22 protein-coding genes are annotated in these 22,713 nt (G+C 38.8%); 12 read left to right on the top strand and 10 right to left on the bottom strand.

Annotation, left to right across the window (positions count from 1 at the left end):
* The first annotated feature begins 7 nt into the window (after positions 1 to 7).
* The 6 genes from B9A18_RS21035 to B9A18_RS21010 all read left to right on the top strand — a co-directional run bounded on the left by B9A18_RS21035 (position 8) and on the right by B9A18_RS21010 (position 7,837).
* On the top strand, positions 8 to 1,651 hold the full coding sequence (locus B9A18_RS21035; protein WP_084291527.1) for a RagB/SusD family nutrient uptake outer membrane protein: 1,644 nt from the start codon (positions 8 to 10) through the stop codon (positions 1,649 to 1,651).
* Between the two features lie 140 nt (positions 1,652 to 1,791).
* On the top strand, positions 1,792 to 2,235 hold the full coding sequence (locus tag B9A18_RS21030; RefSeq protein ID WP_144009573.1) for a hypothetical protein: 444 nt from the start codon (positions 1,792 to 1,794) through the stop codon (positions 2,233 to 2,235).
* Positions 2,236 to 2,270: 35 nt separating this feature from the next.
* Positions 2,271 to 3,542, top strand: coding sequence for a glycoside hydrolase family 88 protein (locus tag B9A18_RS21025; protein ID WP_084291525.1), 1,272 nt, complete (start codon positions 2,271 to 2,273; stop codon positions 3,540 to 3,542).
* Between the two features lie 183 nt (positions 3,543 to 3,725).
* Positions 3,726 to 4,571 (top strand): helix-turn-helix domain-containing protein, encoded by an 846-nt coding sequence (locus B9A18_RS21020; RefSeq protein WP_084291524.1) that lies wholly within the window; start codon positions 3,726 to 3,728, stop codon positions 4,569 to 4,571.
* Between the two features lie 63 nt (positions 4,572 to 4,634).
* Positions 4,635 to 5,192 carry a reactive chlorine resistance membrane protein RclC gene (gene rclC / locus B9A18_RS21015; protein ID WP_084291523.1) on the top strand — a complete coding sequence of 186 codons (558 nt, stop codon included), beginning with the start codon at positions 4,635 to 4,637 and terminating at the stop codon, positions 5,190 to 5,192.
* A 233-nt stretch (positions 5,193 to 5,425) separates the two neighbouring features.
* Positions 5,426 to 7,837 (top strand): glycoside hydrolase family 3 N-terminal domain-containing protein, encoded by a 2,412-nt coding sequence (locus B9A18_RS21010; protein WP_317048257.1) that lies wholly within the window; start codon positions 5,426 to 5,428, stop codon positions 7,835 to 7,837.
* Positions 7,838 to 8,059: 222 nt separating this feature from the next.
* Here the strand turns inward: B9A18_RS21010 and B9A18_RS21005 are convergent, their stop codons facing one another.
* The 3 genes from B9A18_RS21005 to B9A18_RS20995 are packed head-to-tail and all read right to left on the bottom strand — an operon-like array spanning position 8,060 to position 10,643.
* Positions 8,060 to 9,049, bottom strand: a complete 990-nt coding sequence (locus B9A18_RS21005; protein ID WP_084291522.1) for an MlaD family protein — start codon at positions 9,047 to 9,049, stop codon at positions 8,060 to 8,062.
* A 5-nt stretch (positions 9,050 to 9,054) separates the two neighbouring features.
* Positions 9,055 to 9,825, bottom strand: a complete 771-nt coding sequence (locus B9A18_RS21000) for an ABC transporter ATP-binding protein (protein WP_084291521.1) — start codon at positions 9,823 to 9,825, stop codon at positions 9,055 to 9,057.
* An 8-nt stretch (positions 9,826 to 9,833) separates the two neighbouring features.
* Positions 9,834 to 10,643 (bottom strand): MlaE family ABC transporter permease, encoded by an 810-nt coding sequence (locus B9A18_RS20995; protein ID WP_084291520.1) that lies wholly within the window; start codon positions 10,641 to 10,643, stop codon positions 9,834 to 9,836.
* 340 nt (positions 10,644 to 10,983) lie between these two features.
* Here B9A18_RS20995 and B9A18_RS20990 point away from each other — a divergent pair, with 340 nt between their 5' ends.
* The 4 genes from B9A18_RS20990 (at position 10,984) to B9A18_RS25570 (ending at position 12,973) form a co-directional block, all read left to right on the top strand.
* Positions 10,984 to 11,655 (top strand): class I SAM-dependent methyltransferase, encoded by a 672-nt coding sequence (locus B9A18_RS20990; RefSeq protein WP_084291519.1) that lies wholly within the window; start codon positions 10,984 to 10,986, stop codon positions 11,653 to 11,655.
* A gap of 99 nt (positions 11,656 to 11,754) precedes the next feature.
* Positions 11,755 to 12,120, top strand: a complete 366-nt coding sequence (locus tag B9A18_RS20985) for a hypothetical protein (protein ID WP_084291518.1) — start codon at positions 11,755 to 11,757, stop codon at positions 12,118 to 12,120.
* A gap of 103 nt (positions 12,121 to 12,223) precedes the next feature.
* Positions 12,224 to 12,754 carry a ferritin gene (locus tag B9A18_RS20980; RefSeq protein ID WP_084291517.1) on the top strand — a complete coding sequence of 177 codons (531 nt, stop codon included), beginning with the start codon at positions 12,224 to 12,226 and terminating at the stop codon, positions 12,752 to 12,754.
* A gap of 93 nt (positions 12,755 to 12,847) precedes the next feature.
* Positions 12,848 to 12,973 (top strand): hypothetical protein, encoded by a 126-nt coding sequence (locus B9A18_RS25570; RefSeq protein ID WP_262497678.1) that lies wholly within the window; start codon positions 12,848 to 12,850, stop codon positions 12,971 to 12,973.
* Positions 12,974 to 12,980: 7 nt separating this feature from the next.
* On the opposite strand, the gene B9A18_RS20975 is transcribed toward B9A18_RS25570, so the two are convergent.
* Positions 12,981 to 13,562 (bottom strand): thymidine kinase, encoded by a 582-nt coding sequence (locus tag B9A18_RS20975; RefSeq protein WP_084291516.1) that lies wholly within the window; start codon positions 13,560 to 13,562, stop codon positions 12,981 to 12,983.
* 98 nt (positions 13,563 to 13,660) lie between these two features.
* On the opposite strand from B9A18_RS20975, the gene B9A18_RS20970 reads away from it, so the two are divergent.
* A complete protein-coding gene (locus B9A18_RS20970) occupies positions 13,661 to 14,719 on the top strand; it encodes a hypothetical protein (protein ID WP_084291515.1) in 1,059 nt (352 codons plus the stop codon).
* A gap of 27 nt (positions 14,720 to 14,746) precedes the next feature.
* Here B9A18_RS20970 and rodA read toward each other — a convergent pair whose 3' ends face one another.
* The 6 genes from rodA to purH form a co-directional block, all read right to left on the bottom strand.
* Positions 14,747 to 16,015: a rod shape-determining protein RodA gene (gene rodA / locus B9A18_RS20965; RefSeq protein ID WP_084291514.1), complete on the bottom strand. Its 1,269-nt coding sequence runs from the start codon at positions 16,013 to 16,015 to the stop codon at positions 14,747 to 14,749.
* Positions 16,012 to 17,952 carry a penicillin-binding protein 2 gene (gene mrdA / locus B9A18_RS20960; RefSeq protein WP_084291513.1) on the bottom strand — a complete coding sequence of 647 codons (1,941 nt, stop codon included), beginning with the start codon at positions 17,950 to 17,952 and terminating at the stop codon, positions 16,012 to 16,014. The genes rodA and mrdA overlap by 4 nt, the downstream gene beginning before the upstream one ends.
* Entirely contained in the window at positions 17,952 to 18,467 is a 516-nt protein-coding gene (locus B9A18_RS20955; RefSeq protein WP_084291512.1) for a rod shape-determining protein MreD, read from the bottom strand. The genes mrdA and B9A18_RS20955 overlap by 1 nt, the downstream gene beginning before the upstream one ends.
* A complete protein-coding gene (gene mreC / locus B9A18_RS20950) occupies positions 18,460 to 19,296 on the bottom strand; it encodes a rod shape-determining protein MreC (protein WP_084291511.1) in 837 nt (278 codons plus the stop codon). Before mreC ends, B9A18_RS20955 begins: the two co-directional genes overlap by 8 nt.
* Positions 19,297 to 19,368: 72 nt before the next feature.
* On the bottom strand, positions 19,369 to 20,391 hold the full coding sequence (locus B9A18_RS20945; protein ID WP_084291510.1) for a rod shape-determining protein: 1,023 nt from the start codon (positions 20,389 to 20,391) through the stop codon (positions 19,369 to 19,371).
* Positions 20,392 to 20,478: 87 nt separating this feature from the next.
* A complete protein-coding gene (gene purH, locus B9A18_RS20940; protein ID WP_084291509.1) occupies positions 20,479 to 22,005 on the bottom strand; it encodes a bifunctional phosphoribosylaminoimidazolecarboxamide formyltransferase/IMP cyclohydrolase in 1,527 nt (508 codons plus the stop codon).
* Between the two features lie 436 nt (positions 22,006 to 22,441).
* Here purH and B9A18_RS20935 point away from each other — a divergent pair.
* Positions 22,442 to 22,713: transposase (locus B9A18_RS20935; RefSeq protein WP_144009572.1), on the top strand; the 272-nt coding region annotated here is incomplete at its 3' end.

Raw genomic sequence — 22,713 nt, 5'->3', positions numbered from 1 at the left:
CAAAAAAATGAAAAAGTTACTTTTTTTATTATCGATAATAGCTGTTACAATGGTATCGTGTAAAAAATTTCTAAATACCGAACCAATCGACAAAATATCTATTAAACAATATTATACTGATGAAGATGGATTGACACAAGCGTTAGCTGGTGTTTATGATCCATTAGGCGCGTATTATGGAAATGATGTTATCAAAAACCACAATGGATGTACAGATGAGGGATATTACGCCAGAAACAATACAACTGGTCTTCCAACAAATAGTTATGACGCATCAAACGATGGTGTAGCTGCGCTATGGACCATGTGCTATCGTGGAATTGACCGTGCTAATACTTTAATTGCAAATATTAATTTGCCTCAAATGGACGAAACAAAACGTCAGATTATATTGGGCGAGGCCTTATTTTTAAGAGGGTATTACCATTTCCTTTTAGTGCAATATTATGGTAATGTCCCTATCAAATTGGAGCCTACCACCAATCCAGCTGATGTCTTTGTATCTCAGTCGCCAGCCAAAGTGGTGTATGAACAAGTTTTGAAAGATATGAAAGAGGCTGAAACAAAAGTAAGCACTTCTACCGCTCTTGGATTCTCTGGTCGTGTATCTAAAACAGTTGTAGAAGGAATCTTGGCGAGAGTTTGCTTGCAAATGGCTGGCTATCCATTAAATGACAATAGTAAATATGCTGAAGCCTTAAACTGGGCAAAAAAAGTACAATCTTCCGGAGAGCATGCTTTAAAAACCAGCATAAATCCAGATCCAGCCTGGACATACAATGCCTACACTGCCACTAATCCAAGTGTTAAACAAACACTAGCCACTGCCTATAGCCAAATTTTTATAAATGAGGCACAAGATGTATATGACACAAAAGAAAGCATGTGGGAGATTGAGTTCAATGGAGATAGATCAGGGGTTTATAATGAACTTGGTGGTTTGGGCAGTCAAAATGGAATCACTATGACTGCAACACCTTTTCAGGGCACTATAGGGTATAGTTATGGATTTATAAGAGGTACAGCAAGATTATACAAAGCATACGGAGCAGGTGATTTACGTCGCGACTGGGTGCTAACCACTTTTACATATAATGGTACCACAGGAGTAGAAACTGCTATAACCGGCGCAACAGGTTATGGAAGAGATTGTGCCAAATGGCGCCGAATTTATGAAATATCTAAAATTAAAGACAAAAACCAAACAGCTATCAATGCTCCTGTATTGCGTTTTGCAGATGTATTGTTAATGTTAGCTGAAGCTGAAAATCAAGTAAATGGACCAACCGAAATAGCATACAAGGCTGTTAACCAAGTAAGAAGAAGAGGCTATGGGTTAGATATTAATACAATAAGTCCGGTGGCAGATTTACCTGCGGGATTATCAAAATCACAATTTCAACAAGCAATTGAAGACGAGCGTTTTCGTGAATTGTGTTTTGAAGGCACACGTCGTTTGGACTTAATCCGTTGGGGTAAATATGTCAGCACCCTAAACTCAGTTGGTAATGAGATAAAAACTGGCTATTCAGCGCAAACCTGGGGAGGAACCGGAGGAATGAATACCGTAGATAAGCATCTGTTATATCCAATTCCTTTAAAAGAAATGGGAATAAATACGAACCTAAAAACTCAAAATCCAGATTGGTAACTAATCTCACTTATAAATAATAATTATCCCGGAAGAACACTCTGGGGTAATTATTGATGGCTATTTTTATTTTTAACAACAATTCAAATGCAACAGCCTAGATGTCTGCAACAGCACAACAAAAAAAAATTATGTTCTCTATGATGAAGAAAATTATTTGTTGTCTTTCAATTCTTGTGCTGAATGTAAGTCTGGCGTTTTGCCAAAAAACACAGCCTTCGCTATTATTTGAGAATTATAAGCAAAATAAAAGCCAATCCTTATTGCCCGATTTCTCTTATGCAGGCTATCACTGTGGTGAAAAGGCAATCTTTGTGCCGGAGGGATACAAAATTTTTAACGTTGTAGATTTTGGAGCAAAGCCAGATGACGAGCTTTCTGATGCCATTACCGCTGCTAATAATAATGGATCGGGTATCGTATTTTTTCCCAAAGGAAGATTTTTGGTAAATCCCAAACAAATGTGGACCGGGCCTCCTATGTTTACATTTACTGCAAAAGGTACAGATGCGAAAATAGGAGAGATATTAGAGACAGCCAATGTTGGAGAGTTTAAACTGAAATTACGCCCCACAAAATGCTAACCGAGCCTGCGAGCTCATAAACATAAAATAAAAAAATGAAACTCACTAATTTTAACCTGAAAAAACGCAGGCTGTTGCTTGTTTCAGCACTTGGCCTGATGGTATCGGCTTCTGGATTTTTATGGATGTCGCCTAAAACGGAACTAATTAAAAAAGATTTTACTGTCGCTGAAACACAATACCGTGATTTGCTGAAAACTTCCACGGATCTTACCCAATTTCCGCGAACCACCAATAAAGACGGTTCCATAAGAAGTACTGATGTTTGGGATTGGACACAAGGATTTTTTGCAGGAGGATTATGGTATATTTATGAATATACTCAGAATCCAGAGTGGAAAGCTGCTGCCACAAAGTGGACAGAGGCATTAGAACAAGCGCAATTTTTAACGCAACATCATGATGTAGGTTTTGTAATGTATTGCTCTTATGGAAATGCAATCAGATTCGAAAAAGATCCTAAGAAATTAGAATTGTATAATAAAATTCTGATTCAGTCTGCCGAGTCGGCATTGACCCGGTTTGATCCTAAAGTGGGTTTGATTAAATCATGGAATTCTAAAGCTTCATGGGATAAAAAAACAACCTGGAAATTTCCTGTAATCATCGACAATATGATGAACCTTGAGATGCTTTGCTATGTTTCTAAATTAACGGGTAATCCTAAGTATAAAGAGGTAGCAATAAGTCATGCCTTGAATACAATGAAGAATCATTTCAGACCAGATTTTAGTACTTATCACGTAGTAGATTATGCTCCTGATGGCAAGGTGTTACACCAGCAAACGAACCAGGGCTATTCAGATAATTCAACCTGGGCCAGGGGACAAGGCTGGGCCATTTATGGGTTCACTATGATGTACAGAGAAACCAAAGACAAGCGGTTCCTTGAAGCTGCTCAAAAAGCTGCAGATTTTTATATCAATCATTCTAATTTGCCAAAAGATAAAATCCCATATTGGGACTTTAATGCTGGGCAAAAAGGTTACAAGCCTGATTTCGATTACAACGCAAACAAACTATCTTACATTCCTCGTGATGCATCTGCGGGATCTTTAACCGCTTCTGGTTTATTGGAGTTGAGTACTTTTGCGAAAAATGGGGATAAGTACTTTAAACAGGCAGAGTTGATGTTGCAATCATTGTCTGGCGAGGATTATTTAGCTAAACCAGGTACAAATTCAGGGTTTATCTTAAAACATTCCGTAGGCAGTCTTCCTCACAAATCTGAAATTGATGTGCCTTTAATTTATGCTGATTATTACTTTTTAGAAGCATTATTGAGATATCAGAAGTTAAAAGTTTAAAAATAAAAATTACCTTCTCTGAGGAGGCATAGGCGTCATTGCGCTTTTTCAGCGCATTTATGCCAGCCTCAGAAGAGAACGGTGATTTTTATTTCAAGAACTGCAAAAAATATTGATTGGGTGGTCAGGCATATACGAATGCTTGGCCACCCTTTTTAATTTCAGTATATTGTAGCCGGTAAAATGAAAAGTCAAAGTTTATATAAGGAGTGTTCCATTCAGGAAAGTAACAACGAAATTATTAATCGTACCCCGCCGGATCAATTTTATCATATTCTTTTATTTAAGGGGAGTGGAAGCGTAAATGTTGATTTAGTCGATTACGATTTTAGTGGGAACATTACATTATTTACAACGCCTTATCAATCCATTCATTTTGAAATGACTGAACTGATTGACGTACGTACCTTGTTGTTTCACGGAGATTTCTATTGTATCGAATACCATAAAAAGGAAGTAGCGTGTAATGGATTGCTGTTTAATAATATTTATGCCCAGCCATTTATACAGCTTAATGATGAGGAATATCATGAGATGCATGTGCTATTTGATAAGCTGTCGGCGGAGTTAAGCTTTGAAGATACCTACTCACAAGCTGTGGTGCGTGCTTATCTACAATTGATGCTGGCATTGAGTAGCAAAGTTAAAATAGGTAGTGTAACTTCCCATGAAGACGAGTTTTCAAATCATCCTGTAAGTCAATTCAAATTATTGCTTGAACAACATTTTAAAAAGGAAAGAACCCCTGCGTTTTATGCAGCACAATTGGGAATTGCACCGAATACATTCTCGAAAAAGTGCAAGGAACATTACCTGCGGTCTCCTTCTCAACTTATTCAGGATCGGGTTATTCTGGAAGCCAAAAAGCAGATCCACCTAACTTATAAAAGCATGAAGGTGATTGCTGCGGAGCTGAACTTTGATGATGAAAATTACTTTAGCCGCTATTTTAAAAAGCATACTGGAGTTACACCTACTACATTTCGAGAGCAGGTTGGGATATCTATTGTTGCAGATTTGTCCAGATAATATCCATATCTGTCCATTGTAACCCGGCGAATATTCATTCAATTTTGTAAATAAAATATCTGAATGAAAATGTTAATTTTTTTATCGAAAGCGCAAAGGCAATTCTTTAATGTTATGCGGATAGCGATTTTTATTGTACTGGCCTGGATTGGCGGTCTTAAGGCTTTTCAATATGAAGCTGATGGAATTGTGCCATTTGTAGCTAATAGTCCCGTTATGAGCTTCTTTTATCATGAAAAATCGCCAGAATATAAAAACCATAAAAATAAGGAGGGTGAGGTAGTTGAGAAAAATACTGAATGGCACCAAAAAAATGGAACTTATATATTCTCATATGCCTTAGGTACAGTGATTGTTATTATTGGCCTACTTACGCTTTTCGGTATTTTCAATGCCAGGTTAGGACTTGTTGGTGGTTTATTGACTTTTGGGATGTCGCTGGTAACCCTTAGTTTTTTAATTACGACTCCTGAAACCTGGGTTCCTAATCTGGGTGGTCCTGAGCATGGTTTCCCTTATTTATCCGCTGCGGGTCGTTTAGTTATTAAAGATGTCATCATGATGGCAGCAGGATTATTATGTGCATCTGAATGTGCGACAAGAATACTTAAAAAAGCTTAAAGCAGAATTAGGTAAGCAACCGAAAACATATAGTATAAATAACAAAGCAGGGTGTTCGAAAGAGCGCCCTGCTTTGTTATATAATCAATTTTGATTGAGTTTGTCAATCAGACCCGATTGCTGAAATTTCGTACTAATGCGATGTCAAAATAGCTGAACCAATAGCCAATTTCTAATCAATTATAAAAGGTAATTTAGTATCCTGAATGTATTTGCCGTAATTTTTTTAACACATGATGAAACACATAACTTCCGGATTTATTGCCATGTTTTTTTTTGCAGGAGTTGTCAATGCACAAAAAAAGAGTATTTACCATAAAGGCTGGGTAGATTTTAACAAAAATGGTAAAATGGATGTATTCGAAGATCCATCGAAAACTATTGATGCCCGGGTAAAGGACTTATTAAGCCAGATGAATCTGGATGAGAAGACTTGCCAGACCGCCACACTATATGGTTATGGTAGAGTGTTAAAAGAAGAAATGCCAACGCCGGAATGGAAGACCAAGATCTGGAAGGATGGTATCGCTAACATAGATGAGCAGCTAAATAGTTTACCATACAATAAAAAAGCGGTAACCCAATATTCCTTCCCTTTTAGCAAACATGCCAATGCCATTAATACGGTACAAAAGTGGTTTGTAGAGGAAACCCGTTTAGGGATTCCTGTGGATTTTAGTAATGAAGGTATTCATGGGTTATGCCATGATAGAGCTACTCCTTTTCCTGCTCCGGTTAATATTGGTAGCACCTGGAACAAAAAACTGGTTTATAGTGCAGGAAGTATTGTTGGTCGCGAGGCCAAAGCTTTGGGGTACACCAATGTTTACGCACCTATTCTTGATGTCGCCAGAGATCAGCGTTGGGGGAGGGTAGTGGAATGTTATTCAGAAGATCCTTATCTGATTGCTGAAATGGGCAAACAGATGACCTTGGGCATACAGGATCAGGGTACAGCGGCTACATTGAAGCACTATGCAGTATATAGTGTACCTAAAGGTGGTCGCGATGGTCAGGCGCGCACCGACCCTCATGTGGCTCCCAGGGAAATGCATGAGCTATTTCTCTATCCTTTTAGAAGGGTAATTCAGGAAGCAAAGCCAATGGGTATTATGAGTAGTTATAACGATTGGAACGGAGAGCCGGTAACAGGTAGCTATTATTTCCTTACTGAACTTTTGCGTAAACAATATGGTTTTGATGGTTATGTGGTTTCGGATAGTGAGGCTGTTGAATTCCTTTCGGGTAAACATCATGTTGCTGAAAATTATAAGGAGGCAGTCAGACAATCTATCCAGGCCGGACTGAATGTCCGTACACACTTCACTATGCCTGAGAATTTTATTCTGCCTTTGAGGGAACTGGTTAAGGAGGGAGCTATATCTATGAAAACCTTAGACGAGCGTGTAGGTGATGTTTTGAGCGTGAAATTCAAACTGGGGCTGTTTGATGATCCTTACGTGAAAGATCCGGCTATGGCAGATAAAAAAGTACATACTAAAGCGGATGAGGAAATTGCTGTGCAGCTGAACCGGGAATCCATGGTTTTGCTTAAAAATGATAAGAACCTTCTGCCCCTGGATGTAAGTAAGTATAAGAACATCCTTGTTACGGGACCGTTGGCAAGCGAAGTAGATTACACCACCAGCAGATACGGTCCATCTAATAATCCGATGGTCTCTATTTTGGACGGAATTAAAGCTTTTGTCGGTAAAAATGCGAAAGTCAACTATAGGAAAGGTTGTGAAGTGATCGATGCGAAATGGCCTGAAAGTGAAATCATTCCAAGCGAGCTAACCTCGGAAGAACAGACGCAGATTAATCAGGCAGTAGCTGAAGCTAAAACATCTGATATCATCATTGCGGTAGTAGGTGAAACGGATAATCAGGTTGGAGAAAGTAAATCCAGGACTGGGTTAAATTTACCGGGCCGACAATTGCTTTTATTGCAGGCATTACATGCAACAGGAAAACCGGTTATAATGGTGATGGTAAACGGTCGGCCGCTAACCATTAACTGGGAAAACCGTTATTTGCCTGCCATTCTTCAGGCTGGCTTTCCGGGGCCTTCTGCAGGTACAGTTGTTGCAGAAACTTTGTTTGGAGAAAATAATCCTGGTGGCAAGTTAACCATGACCTACCCTAAATCTATTGGGCAGATTGAGTTGAACTTCCCTTTTAAACCAGGCTCTCAGGCAGGACAGGGTAAAAATGATGATCCTAATGGAAATGGAAAGACAAGAGTGCTGGGTGCGCTATATCCTTTTGGATATGGATTAAGTTACACCACTTTTGAATTCAGCAACCTGCAAATAAGCGCAGCAGAAATCCATCAACAAGCAGATGTTCAAATCACTGTTGATGTAAAAAATACAGGAACACGCAAGGGGGATGAAGTGGTACAGTTATATCTTAAAGATATGGTGAGCAGTGTAACCACCTATGAATCTGTTCTACGAGGTTTCGAAAGAATGGCTCTTGCTCCGGGAGAAAGTAAAACAGTAAAATTTGTTTTGCATCCCGATGACTTGGCTCTGCTCGATAAAAATATGAACTGGACAGTTGAACCCGGTAAATTTCAGGTCATGATTGGTAATTCTTCAGAAGACATTAAGCTGAAAAAGGATTTTACCGTAATTAAATAATCCTTTTTCGGCTTATTAATTAAAAATCCCCCTTAACTAAAAAAGCGTGATGGCTAATTCCTTTGCCATCACGCTTTCCTTTCAAGATTGTCCGCCATGCTTGTCCACCATGCTTTGAAGCAAAAATTACCTTCTCTGAAGCGGCCTTAGGCGCTGTTGCCCTTCAGCAACAGATGCCAGACGCTGAAGAGAATGGTTATTTTTGACCGTTATTTTTGTTCATTATTTCTGAGGAGCTACCGCTGCCGCTTCCGCCTTAGCTTTCTTCTTAAAGAACCCTCTCAGCAAGAAGTTATGCTGAAGTGCTTCCATATTCTCATCCAGTTTTTTACTGCTGGTTTCAAGATTTTGCATAATCCCCTTCACCTGATCTGCCGTGTTTTGATCGTTGATCAATAATCCTACTGCATTATCAGTTTTATTAAACTTAGCTGTAGCCTTGTTTAGGTTATCTGTCATTGCCGAGGCCGACTGAGTTATTTTTTGAAGTTCATTTACCGATTCCTGAAGTCTGGCAAACACTGCCGTGTCGGTCATTAATTTATCAGCCAGGCCTCCTTTAGTATTTAAGGTTTTGGTAAAGGCATTCATCTCCACTGCCATTTTGTTCGCAGATTCTGTCGTAGTTTTCAGATTTTGAACGATTGCTTTAAAGTTAGTTGCAATTTGTTCATCAGCAAGCAATGCACCTGCAGCACCTTTACCTTCAACAAGGTTTCTGGCTAATACTTTAAAGTCTGAAGTCATATCTACCAGGTTTTTATTGTTCACCTGGAAAGTTTTCATGATATCATCAGTTGAAAGTGTATTCGCAACCTGTAATTGATCACCATCCTCTACAAAGGGGAATTTTGTACTGCCACCTGAAATGACAACAATTTTATTTCCAATCAATCCATCGGAGCTGATGCTGGCAGTTGAATTTTTATGGATGTATTGGTGGGCATCTTCTTCAATGTTCATAAATACCTGAACCTGAGAAGTACCATAAAACTGAATCTTTTTGATTGTTCCGATTTTAACCCCTGAAAACCATACGTTGTTTCCGGCTTTTAACCCTTGGATATCGCTAAAAACAGCATTTACACTAATACTTTTTACAAATGCTTTTCTTTGACTTCCTAAAGTAAATACGCCTAAAACGAATATGACCAAGCCAAGCAGTATAAATACGCCTACTGTTATTTGTTTACGGTTGTCTGTTACTTGCATATCTTTTAGTGAATAAAATTATAATCGTAAAAAGGCTTAACCCTTTCATCGTTTGTGTTAAATACTTCTTCAAATGTTCCAAGACGTTGAAACTGCCCGTCTAAGAGCATGGCCACTCTGTTTCCTACCGCTTTGGCGCAGGTAAGATCATGTGTAATTACAATAGAGCTGGTATGAAATCTTTCCTGAACTTCGTTGATGAGGTTGTTGATCTCCAGACAGGTGATTGGATCCAGACCTGCTGTAGGCTCGTCATAAAGCATGATTTCCGGACGTAAGATCAATGTACGGGCAATGCCGATCCTTTTTCTTTGTCCACCTGAAAGCTCTGATGGCATCTGGTTAATTGTTTGCAGTAGACCTACGGCATCCAGCATTTCTTCTACAGCCATATTCACCTCTCTTTTAGTCAGGCTTTTTTGATTTCTTACTAAAGGGAATTCAAGGTTCTCTCTTACCGTCATACTGTCGTACAAGGCGCTATTTTGAAAGGAGAAACCTACCTTTAATCTTAACGCGAGTAGTTCCTTATAAGTAATCTGATCTACATGCTGGTTGAGTACGCTTACCTGACCTGCATCAGGCGTAAGTAAACCTACGATGATTTTTATGAGCACTGATTTTCCTGTTCCTGATTTCCCCAGAACAACAAGATTCTCTCCTTTGTACAAATCAAGGTCTACCCCCTTAAGCACATGGTAATTGCCAAACGACTTATTCAATCCTTTGATCTCTATTACTTTTGTGCTGTTTTTAAGTGTTGGTTTTTCTTCCATTATTAAGATCAGCTTCTAAATAGACCAAAGAATTGTACAGAAACCACTTCTTCTATAAATATGAGGAACATGGCAATAACTACGGCCGAATTAGCTGCTTTACCCACACCTTCGGTTCCTTTTGATGAATTATAGCCCTGATAGCAGCCAACCATTCCAATAGTAAAACCAAAAAGAATAGCTTTGATGGTAGAGGCGGTAATATCAAGGAAAGTGATTTGTTCCAATGAGGATTGAAAGAAGGCTCTTGCACTAGTGCCTTCACTTAATGAAACATTAAGCAATGCACCCAGCATGCCCACCATAGCAGTATAAAAGGTAAGGATAGGAATAGTAATGGTTGCGGCCAGCACACGGGTAGAAACTAAAAATTTGAAAGGATTCGTTGCCGAAACCTCCATAGCATCTATCTGTTCAGTAACACGCATTGAACCGAGTTCGGCGCCAATACTGGAACCTACTTTTCCGGCTGCAATAAGACCTGTAAGTAAAGGGGCCAATGTCCTAAGTAAGGCAATCCCAACCAGCGAAGGCAACCATGAGGTTGCTCCAAATTCTGATAGTGAAGGGCGCGACTGCTTGGTAAATACAATGCCGGTAATAAATCCTGTGGTAGAGATCAGGAGTGCCGATCGGTAACCAATTTCGTAACACTGACGAAACAGCTCTTTTACCTCATAAGGGGGCAGAAAACCCTCTTTGAAAAAACGAGCAATGAATTTATAAACATCATATAAAGTTAAAAACATACGGGCTAATTTACCCGGGGCCTTAACTTCAGCGTTTTGTATGGATGGATTTTCAGCTTTGTTCTCCATGAATAAGGCTTAATATCATAATTATTTGTGTAGTGGTCATCAATTCAAAGGGATGTTTACTAATCGTTAAACGATGCTATCAAACCTTGAGCCATATTTTTGCAAAGTTAGTTCTTGCATCACAAAAACAATGTAATTTTATAATTGAGAATGTGCTTTTCTTTTATTTAGAATAGTTCTAATTTCTATAAGCGCTTTAAAGGGAAAAATAATAAGTTTGTATATGAACCCGACATAATTAAAATAATTATTAAAGCACACAGAGCAATAATTATTTTAATCATCAAAGGCTCCATCTGACCATTGAAAAACAAAAAAATAAATAGATGAATTTCAGAATATGAGTAAATTAACTGAACAACAACTGAGGGAAATAGCCGGTCAGCTTGGTAAGCCTGAGGGAGCGGATGGAATTATGACTGCGGAACGTATGGCACATACAAATAACAACATGACCAAAAGTGCAATTGAGGCGCTGGATATTGCTAAAGGTGATGTCGTGCTGGAGATTGGACCTGGAAATGGTACGCATGTAAAAGATTTAATGACCAAGGCTTCGGGTATACGTTATTATGGTGTAGATATTTCAGATACCATGGTAGCAGAAGCAAATAGAATAAATGAAGCCGAAGTAAATAAAGGCCAGGTTTCTTTTTCGCTTACTGCTGCAGACAAGTTAAATTTTGATGATGAATTCTTTGATAAGATTTTTACTGTAAATACGCTTTATTTTTGGGCAGACCCGTTGGCTTATGCTGCTGAAATAAAAAGAGTGTTAAAACATGGCGGACTTTTTTGTCTGGCGATAGGGACTAAGGAGTTTATGGAGAAACTACCATTTACCAAATACAGGTTTAAATTGTACGATGCTTCGGATGCTGAGCAATTGTTTAGGTCGGCAGGGTTTATCGTTACTGATGTTAAGCAGCAGAAAGACCTGACCACCAGTCATACTGGCGAAATTGTTGACCGCGATATCATCATTATGACGGCGAGAAGGGATGGAAAATAGAAGTTTAAAGGATTTTTGATGAAATTTTTCACAAAAAGCTTGTGTTGATTTGGAATAAATCTAAATAATAATCACCTTTGTGCCAATCAATATTTACTAATGCAAAATTTAACCGTCCAATCTTCCATTGATTTCGTTGAAGTGTTTAGCACTAAGGCAGGTGCGATCTATCAATCTGATAGTGAAAATTGTTGGTATATTGATTTTGCAGGAAAGCTTGCCCGCTTCGATTACAGAAATATACTGAAATTAAAAAAGGCCGTTTACCATATTGATATTGAGGATCTGTTGTTAAATAATACTAAAGCTCCGGATCTGGAGATACTTTTTATTTGCGCTTGCGATCACTGTTATGTTTTATCACTATTGGAAATCATAGCTTTAAAGGAATTACTTCAGGGAACATTTGTGATGCTTGAACTGAACCACATCATCTACGATCGCCTGCATCGCATAATCATCTGATTAGGCTGGAATTAGATTCTTTCCATATTAACCTTATTTTGAGTATTGTAAATAGTTAGCCGTATTTTTGTAATAGAAAATAGGAACTTAATACATACATCATATGAAAGACATTATGCGTGTTAAGTGTTTACTCTCATCAGATGTAGAGACACTTATAAACCAGCAAATAAAAAAAGAAGCACATTCATCAGCGATATACTTATCAATGGCTTCATGGTGTAACCGCAATGGTTATGATTTCTCTTCTGATTATTTCTTTGCACAGGCAGAAGAAGAGAGACAACACCAACTTAAATTCTTTAAGTATGTTCTGGATATGGGCGGGAACGCTGTTTCTCCTGAAATTACAAATGTTAAAGGAGAATATAACTCGTTCCGTGAAGTGTTTGAGGAGGCTTTAGAACAAGAGATTAGCGTAACACAATCTATTAAAAACATTGCCGCACGTTGCCATAAAGAACAAGATTACGTAACTATCGAGTTTCTAAACTGGTTCTTCAGAGAGCAAAGAGAAGAAGAGTACAAAGCACGTCGTGCGCTTGAACTGTTTGATGTAATCGGTGAAGAAGGAACTGGCAGATGGCAGATTGATAAGCACGTAGGGCAGATTTCTTACTCCAGCGAGGCTTAATATATTATTACCAGTTATTCTGGTTATAAGGTACATACTTATTGCAAAAGGCAAACAGTATGTACCTTTTTTTGTTTATAAATATCATGGGCCATGTCAAAGAAAAAGGATAAAAAAGCCGCTAAGGGGGATAAAAAAGATAAAAAGAAAAAGAAGAAAAAGGTATGCTGTGAAAAGTATCTGAAAGGGAAGAGGTGCGACAACTGCCCCAACGGATAAATACACGCTAATCTATGTCATCCAGGTGATAACAATGCCTGCACCTAGGCTCATAACTGTCTTTCTCACCTAAAAGTACTCTGTTGGCGTTGGCTACAGTACGGTAAGAATATACAGCGGGACTGCCACATATTACGCATACGGCGTTTACTTTAGTTACCAGTTCGGCAATGGCCATTAAGGCTGGGATCGGGCCAAAAGGTTTACCCATATAATCCATATCCAGACCAGCAACAATTACCCTTATTCCTTTTCGGGCAAGCTTGTTACATACTTCGGGTAAGTTGTCGTCAAAAAACTGTGCTTCATCAATACCTACAACCTGAGTTTTTGCATCAAGAAATAGAATTGCGGAAGAACTTTCAACGGGAGTAGATTGGATGGAATTCAGATCGTGTGAAACTACAGCAGTCTCATCATAGCGCGTATCTGTTTTTGGTTTGAAGATCTCGATATTTAATTTAGCGATCTGCGCCCTCTTTAATCTTCTTAGTAATTCTTCGGTTTTACCCGAAAACATAGAGCCGCAAATTACCTCAATGCTGCCTCGATACTCTCCTCGTCTGTAATTTTGTTCGCTGAATAACATGCCTGATTGGATTTAAGAGCCTGCTAATATCAGAATTTTGTAGTACTTTTGAATGTCAAGTTACCAACATAAATCGTCAATTCTCCCGTTATTAAATTATGATGAACCAAGAGGATATTTTTAAAAAAGTAGGACAGATATTAAATGAGCTACAGGATCAATATGAGTTTTTGGCTCGAAACCCGAGTCAACTCAATGAGTTAGAACTGGAGCTTTTTCTGGCGAACACAAATTTTTTATCAGATCATGTTCAGATAGTAAGGAAAATTAATAGCAATAAACCTCAAAAGGCTATTCAGGAACATACTGAAGACCAGACTCCCGTTGTAACTGCTATACAGGAGAAAGAGCCCGTAATGGCTAAAGAGAAAACACTTGAGGAACTGGAAGCTGCATATGCTGTTGAAAATGAGGAGGACGATAACGAAGAGGAATCTGAAGTTGTGGTTACTCCGCCGCAAGTTGAAGAGCAGGAGCCAGAACGTGAACCTTTAAAATTTGAGTTCTTATTAAATGAAGAATCTTTAACAGATAAGTTTGAGTTCGAGGAGAAGCCCGTTAATGCAATTTTCGATAGACCTTTAAGCAGACAGGAAGAAGAGATCATTGCTCAGAAGCAAAGATTAAGAGATAGCCAGCTCCAGCAACAATTGATCGAAGTAGAGGAGGAGGTTAGTGCTGAGCCTGTTTTATTCGCAGAGAAGGTGGAGACTGCTCCGGTTGAGGAACCAATGCCAGAGAAAGTTGAAGAGAAAATAATCGTACAACCTGCTGTTGAACCTGTGGCAGATAAAATAGTAGAAGTTCCCCGTTCTGCAGAGCCGGATCTGAATCAGGTGCGACCTACACTAAATGATTTGCTGGCAGGAAAAAGCAACTTTTCGACGAGTCTGAATGAGGAAAATAATAAAACTGCAATTACTGATTTAAAGCAGGCTATAAATCTTAATCAAAAACTACTTTATATAAAAGATCTGTTTAATGGTTATAATCTTGCTTATGCGGAAGCGATTGAACTGATCAATAAAATGCCTGATTTTAAAACTGCGGATAACTTTTTGCAGCAGAATTATGCTGTGAAAAATAACTGGTCCTCCAAGCAAGGTACTGTTGATCAGTTTTACGAGCTGTTGAATCAACGTTTCCCGAGTAAGTAATGTTTATAAGGCTTAGCAAAAAGCTATTTAAATGAATCCCATTCTGTTCGAATCCAACTTAAGGAAGATGAACAGCAATACGGTAAAGCTCCATAATGAAGATCCTCCGTAACTGATAAATGGTAGGGGTATACCGATTACCGGTATAATACCTATAGTCATCCCTATATTGATAAATACGTGGAAGAAGATGATACAAGCCACACAGTAGCCGTAAACGCGTGAGAAGGTAGATCGTTGCCGTTCTGCGAGATTGACGATCCTGAGCAGTAAAAACATGTATAGTCCAATTACTACAAAGCAACCAGCAAATCCCCATTCCTCTCCAATGGTAGAAAAAATGAAATCGGTACTTTGTTCCGGTACGTAACCATATTTGGTTTGTGTGCCCTGTAAAAAACCACGACCGGTAAGCTGCCCCGAGCCAATGGCTATTTTTGATTGATTCACATTATATCCCGCACCTTTTGGGTCGGTTTTAAGACCGAGAATCAGTTCAATTCGCGTACGTTGATGTGGTTGTAAAACATTCTCAAACACCAATTTGGCAATAAACAGATAGCCGATTGCAGAGATCATAATGATACCGATCATGATCATTCGCTGATGCTTTTTCTTATTGAAGTAGATGAATAATCCACCTAGAATCAATATTATTGAAATCAGTACCCATTGAGAAAGAAAAAGGTTTAGAATGAATAAAAGCACCATTCCCCAGAAAATGATCAATAAATAACCAGGTAAACCTTCGCGGTATAAGGGGAACATAAAGGAAAGAAACACCAGCATCGAGCCAGCATCGGGTTGCAACATGATCAGACACATAGGCACAACGATGATCACAGCTGCGATCAATACTGGTTTTAACGTATTGAGCTTTGGATTAAAGGAACTGATATATCTGGCCAGTAGCAATGCTGTACCAAATTTGGCTAGCTCTGATGGTTGTAAGCGGAATGATCCTATTGGTATCCAGGCTTGGTTACCGCCCACATTACGTCCAACAACCAATACAACCAGCAATAAGATCATTGTTACCCCATAAATGATAGGAGAGAAGATGCTGAAAAACTTCGCATCAAGCAATAGTATGGAGAAACCCAGTACTAAGCCTGTCATGATGAAGATTAGTTGCTTGCCATAATTGGAGGCAAAATTAAAAGCGGTGGATTCTTCAACTTGAGGTATCGAAGCATAGATATTTACAAAACCAATAGCACACAGTGCTATATAGATCAGGATAGTTACCCAGTCTACATTAAAGAAGAACCTGTTGTTACTTTGCTGATTGATCATTGTGTAATCTGAATAGGTTTACTTTTTGTGTGATTTTGATCTGGCAATACCGGAGTGGTTACCTTTTCTATCGAATCAGTCCCCTTCGGTTTTGGCTTTACCTTTGGCTTTGGAGGTTCAGGTAAAATAACCTGGCTCTTCATCCACGCAACCTGGGCAAGTTTATATTTAGAAACTTCTCCTTTTAAGTATTGCTCTGCAATATAACTGGCTATAGGCGCAGCATAAGTACTACCATAGCCTGCATTTTCAACAATTACAGCAATCGCAATTTTTGGGTTATCCCTTGGCGCAAAACCAATAAACACTGAGTGGTTTTTCCCACGTGGATTTTGTACTGTACCCGTTTTCCCGCACATCACTATACCGTCTATCCGCGATTGGATAGCCGTTCCCCATGGAGCGTTTACCGCATCCTGCATCCCATCAATTACGGGTTCAAAATGTCTGGCTTCCACATCCACGTAATTCTTTTTTACATATTCTTTTTTAATCACCCTGTTTTTTCCAATAGCTTTAACCAGGTGAGGCTTGATGTAATAACCACGATTAGCAATGATGGCCATAATATTAGCCATTTGTAAAGGAGTTGCGTCCATTTCCCCCTGACCAATGGCGAGTGAAATTACGGTACCATAGTTCCAGTATTTGCTGTATTTACCAGAATAGTAAGCGGCATCATATAATCTTCCGTTACGTTCCGAAGGCAAATCAATACCTAGTTTTTCTCCAAGACCAAATTTCCTGACCTTTTTTTGCCATTCATCATAAGCTACACGCTGATTTGGATATTTACGCTGTGTAAGTAATTTTTGAAACACATAACAGGCGTAAGTATTACAAGAACGGGCAAGACCCATTCTTAAAGCGATGTTCCCATCTACGTGTTCGCATTTTACCGTATGGCCTCCAACCTTGAAATAACCAGGACAGTTAAATGTCATACTCGGATCAATCACACCTTCCTGCAGGCCTAACAATGCATCCAGAGGTTTGAACGATGAACCAGGAGAGTAGTAGCCTTGTATCGGACGAATATTAAATACACGATTTGGGTTTTTTAGCAGCTCCATGTAATTATTACCCTGGCTTCTTCCAACCATTAAATTGGGGTCATAGGTAGGACTGCTTACAAAAGCAAGTATCTCCCCGGACGCAGGTTCTATAGCTACGATACTACCGACTTTATTGCGCATCAGGTCCTCTCCAAGCTTTTGCAACTTAAGGTCTAATGATGAAATAAGTCGGTCTCCTGATACTGCGGCTGTATCAAATCGACCTTCTGCATAGCTTCCTTTGGGAACGTTTCGGACATCGTACATCATGTTTACGATCCCTCTTTCGCCCCTCAGTAAGGTCTCATAAGATTTTTCTACCCCTGATTTACCTATGTAATCTCCCGATCGGTAATATCCTTCAGAGTTCTGAATGTCGAGCGGAGATACCTCTTTTATGTATCCAAGGAAATGGGCAGCTACGCTATCAGGATAATGCCTGATGGTTCTGCTTTGGACAAAGAAGCCTGGAAAACGCGATAGTTGTTCAGACAAGGTTGCGTAGACCTGTACCGATAACTGGCGCTCAAAAATACTCGGTTGGTACCTTGATTGGGCGGATGCTTTATTGAAATTTCGCGCAAAACGCTTCATGTCTATATCAATAATCCGGCAAAGTGCAGCCGTATCAAACTCTTTCACCTGATTTGGAATGACCATCAGGTCATAAACCGCTTCATTTTGAGCCAGTGGTTTTTCATTGCGGTCATAAATAACACCACGCGCCGGGAAAGTATAAATCTTCTTCAGCACGTTACTCTCTGCGGCAATGAAATATTTTTCGCTCGCAACCTGTATATAAAAAAGTGTACCAAGTAAAATCAGAGCAACAACAATGAACAATACCTGTATAACATATTTTCGATTAAACAGATTGTCCATTAGCGCATCTTTCTATTATAGAATATAAATTCTATCAATACAACACTAAACAAAGTAAATGCGACGCTGAAAAAACATCTCATCAATGTATAAGAGAATTCTACTAACCTGAAAGTTTCTAAAAAGAACAAAACCAGGTGGTGAGATAAAGTACACAACAGTGCATAGATGATAAACCATTTAAAGCCCATATTACCTAAGGTCGGTTCAGGTTCATCAAAGCCATCACGATTCATGGTCACGGAAATAAATAGGATCCTTACAAAAGCCAAGGCCACACATGCCGCTGTATGTACACCAAGGGTGTCGTAAAATGCATCTAAGGTTAAGCCCGTTGCAAAAGCGATTAAATAGAGCAACAGGTTAGGCGTGCCGAAAGGAATCAGTAAGAGGAATATAATGTACACAAAAGGTGTGGCCATATTGTAGAAACTCAAATTCCTTAACAAAAGAATTTGAATTAAAAGTAGTACAAACCACCTGACTATATTTACCAGTATTAACTTACTATTCATTGGGTAACTTTGCTTCTAATTCTTTTTGTTCGGCTGCATATTTGTAACTCACCACGTAAACATATTGTAAAGTACTAAAATCATTGAAAAGTTTGACCTCCACCGACATGAAATTGTCTCCTGTCGGTACTGCAGTATTGGTTACAATCCCTACAGGAATACCAGCAGGGAAACGTGAGAAGCCTGAAGTAACAATGGTGTCTTTAAGACTTACTTTAAAGTGATTGGGGATTTCCTTTACAAAGGCTTTTGAAAAATCAGAATTACCGACGCCCCATACCAATATACCTAGCGCATTACTTTTTTTAAGGGTAACACTTATTTTAGCGTCTTTGTGTAATAGGGATCGAATCGTAGCCAGGTGCTCGGAAACATCCAGCACAAAACCAACTACACCTTGTCCGGGAGAAATCACTGCCATATCAGGAGCAATTCCATCTGCCCTTCCTTTATTGATCGTGATGACATTGTTTCGCAATGTAATAGAGTTCTTAATTACCCTTGCGGATAAATAAGTATACACGGGCTTGTTTGCCGTGTCAGTAACAGTAACTGCTTTTGCACTGTCAATATTTTGAAGTGATAGTAATTCCGTTTTTAGTTTAGCATTTTCGGCGGAAAGGCTATCATTTACCGGACCTAGATTAAGGTACTTCTTTAAGACATTCAGGTTTTGGTAAACTTCTCCTACTACCTCATTGGTAGAGTTTACAGTTATGCTCCGTTGATAGGCGTTGTTTTTTATAGTTAAGATAACACCAACTGTAAAAAAAATAATAAAAAAGAAAAATGCGTTATATCTGTTTAAGAAAATCCAAAGGTTACGCATATTCAGGGAGATGTAAATAATGAAGGTTTCTAATGTTCTTTAGAAACCTTCATTAAGCTATTATTCATTTAATTATTGCATTAAAAATTTAAAACCGCCAATGTTCTTTAAGGCGATACCTGTTCCGCGTACTACAGCACGAAGAGGATCTTCGGCTACATGGACAGGAAGTTTTGTTTTTGCTGCCACACGTTTATCCAGGCCACGAAGCAAAGCACCGCCACCGGTTAAATAAATACCAGTCTGGTAAATATCTGCAGAAAGCTCGGGAGGAGTAATCTCTAATGCTTTAAGAATCGCCTCTTCAATTTTAGAAATAGATTTATCCAGGCAATGTGCAATCTCAGTATAAGATACGGTGATTTGTTTAGGTACACCAGTCATTAAATCTCTTCCCTGAACAGCAAAGTCAGATGGTGGATCCTGTAATTCAGGTAAAGCGGCGCCGACTTCTATTTTAATTTTCTCAGCAGTACGATCACCGATCATAATGTTGTGCTGACGACGAATGTAGTTTACAATATCCGAGTCGAAGTTATCTCCCGCAACGCGGATAGATTGATCGCATACAATACCTGATAAGGCAATTACAGCAATCTCTGTAGTACCACCACCGATATCGATAATCATATTACCCATTGGTTCTTCCACATCAATACCGATACCTACAGCAGCAGCCATAGGCTCGTGGATCAGGTATACCTCTTTAGCACCGGCAATTTCTGCCGAATCTCTTACCGCGCGTTTTTCAACCTCGGTAATACCTGAAGGGATACAGATAACCATTCTTAATGAAGGGAACATCCAGCCTTTACCACCATTTAACATACGGATCATACCTTTGATCATGGCCTCAGCAGCGTTAAAATCTGCAATTACTCCATCCTTTAGCGGTCTTACCGTACGGATATTATCATGGGTTTTACCCTCCATTTGCATGGCTTGTCTCCCAATAGCAATAATTTTATTTGTTTGTCTGTCAAAAGCAACTATTGAAGGCTCATCAACTACTACTTTGTCATTATGTATAATCAAGGTGTTTGCCGTACCTAAATCGATAGCAACCTCTTGTGTAAACCAATTAAATAAACCCATTTATAGGTGATAATTTAAGTATTAATAATTCTGTGTACTATATTAATGTAAAACTACGGCTTTTTATTGTATTAGCTGATAAATAAATTAGTGTTTAAAGTGACGTACTCCGGTAGTAACCATGGCAATTCCTTTTTCGTTAGCCATATTGATAGAGTCAGCATCCTTAATTGAGCCACCAGGTTGTAAAACAGCGGTAATGCCAGCTTCAGCAGCAATTTCTACGCAATCCGGGAAAGGGAAGAACGCATCAGAAGCCATAACAGAACCCTTCAAGTCGAAGTTAAAAGCGTCAGCCTTCACAATAGCTTGCTTTAAAGCATCTACTCTTGAAGTCTGGCCAACACCACTTGATAACAATTGGTCGTTTTTAACAAATACAATTGTATTTGATTTTGTATGCTTTACAATTTTGTTAGCGAAGTATAAATCTTGTAACTCTTGTGCAGTAGGCACTTTTTCAGTTACGGCAGTCATTTGCTCAGGACCTTCGATAATTAAATCTTTATCCTGCTCAATTACACCGTTTAATAAAGTTTTAAACTGTTTTTTGCTCAGTTCAACTTCATTACGCTGTAAAATTACCCTGTTCTTTTTAGCGCGGAAAAGCTCAACAGCTTCCGGTTGATAAGAAGGGGCAATTAATACTTCGAAGAATAATTTGTTGATTTCTGTTGCAGTTGCAAGGTCAATTTCTCTGTTAGCAATCAATACACCACCAAATGCGGAAACAGGATCACAGGCAAGTGCTACGTTCCATGCTTCTAAAATAGTTGGTTTTGACGCTACACCACAAGCATTGGTATGTTTTAAGATCGCAAAAGTTGGTGCTTCGAATTCATCAATTAAAGCAACAGCAGCATCTACGTCAACCAGGTTGTTGTACGAAAGCTCTTTACCATTCAGTTTAGTGAACATGGCATTCAGATCTCCATAAAATACACCTTGTTGATGTGGATTCTCACCATATCTTAAAGTTTGTGCTTGTTTTATGCTATGCTTAAACACGTTAAGTGGCTCTTCAGTATTGAAATAATTGAAAATTGCAGTGTCGTAATGAGATGAAGTATGGAATGCTTTTTTAGCGAACGCTTTACGCTGAGCTAATGTAGTTTCTCCATTTTGTGCTTCAAGTTGTTCTTCTAAAGTTGAATAATCATCTTTAGAAGCCAGAATTACTACATCATTGAAGTTTTTTGCAGCTGCTCTGATCAGTGAAATACCACCGATATCTATTTTTTCGATAATGTCTGATTCAGAACCACCGGCTTTAACCGTTTCCTCGAAAGGATATAAGTCAACAATTACAAGATCTATTTCAGGGATTTCATATTCGGCAATCTGCTCCTGATCTGCTCCAAGCCCTCTGCGGTTTAAGATACCACCAAAAACTTTCGGATGTAATGTTTTTACTCTTCCTCCTAAAATTGAAGGATAACCAGTAAGGTCTTCAACAGCTGTAACAGGGATATTCAGGTCTTTAATGAACTGTTCGGTACCTCCGGTAGAGAATAATTGTACACCTTGCTGAGCAAGTAAGCGAACTAATGGTTCTAAACCATCTTTGTAATAAACTGAAATTAAAGCGTTTTTGATCTTTATTGATTGACTCATTGGAGAAAAATTTTGAGCCGCAAAGTTACCCGTTTTTATTTTAATGTCAAATGATTATTTATGGTATAATGAGTGAGCTTTCGCAGGTCCGATTATTGCCCATAATAGGCTCCGCAAATTAGATGGTCTGTTTGTAATAGCTTTATACCGGGCTTATATGTAAGAGCAGGTAAATCCAAAGTAACTTATATATAAATTAATGGAAAATCCATGTTTTTATATAGAAACATGGACCTGACATGGACTTACCATGGACTCACTATGGACTTGCTATAACCGATAGTCCTAGAATAATACATTGTGTATTGTCCTTGTTCTAGCTATTGTCACGTCCTGGATTGGCTATACACCAATTGATTGATAATCCTGGATTTACTATACACCTGGTCTTATCCGTCTATAACTTTACAGTTTTTGAGAAAAAACTAAGTTTTCGATGAACAAAGAAGTAATGGCAAGGTTAGATTATCCTGCAGAATTTAAAGAAAAATTGATAGAGCTGGTCGTCTACCAGAATCAATCCACAGCAGCTGTTGTAAAAAAGTATGGATTACCAAACACCTATATTCTAACCAATTGGGTTAACCGGTATAAGAAGAAATTAGAGAAAGGAGCTGTAACTTTAACTCCTATGGAAAAGCCAAAAACTAAAGACACCGCAGAGTTAAAAAAGCGCATAAAGGACTTGGAAAAGGCCTTGGAGAAAGC

This window comes from Pedobacter nyackensis, from assembly GCF_900176505.1.
Taxonomy (GTDB): domain Bacteria; phylum Bacteroidota; class Bacteroidia; order Sphingobacteriales; family Sphingobacteriaceae; genus Pedobacter; species Pedobacter nyackensis.
The sequence above is the reverse complement of the archived record's forward strand: the minus strand, read 5'-3'. Positions and strand labels throughout refer to the sequence as shown.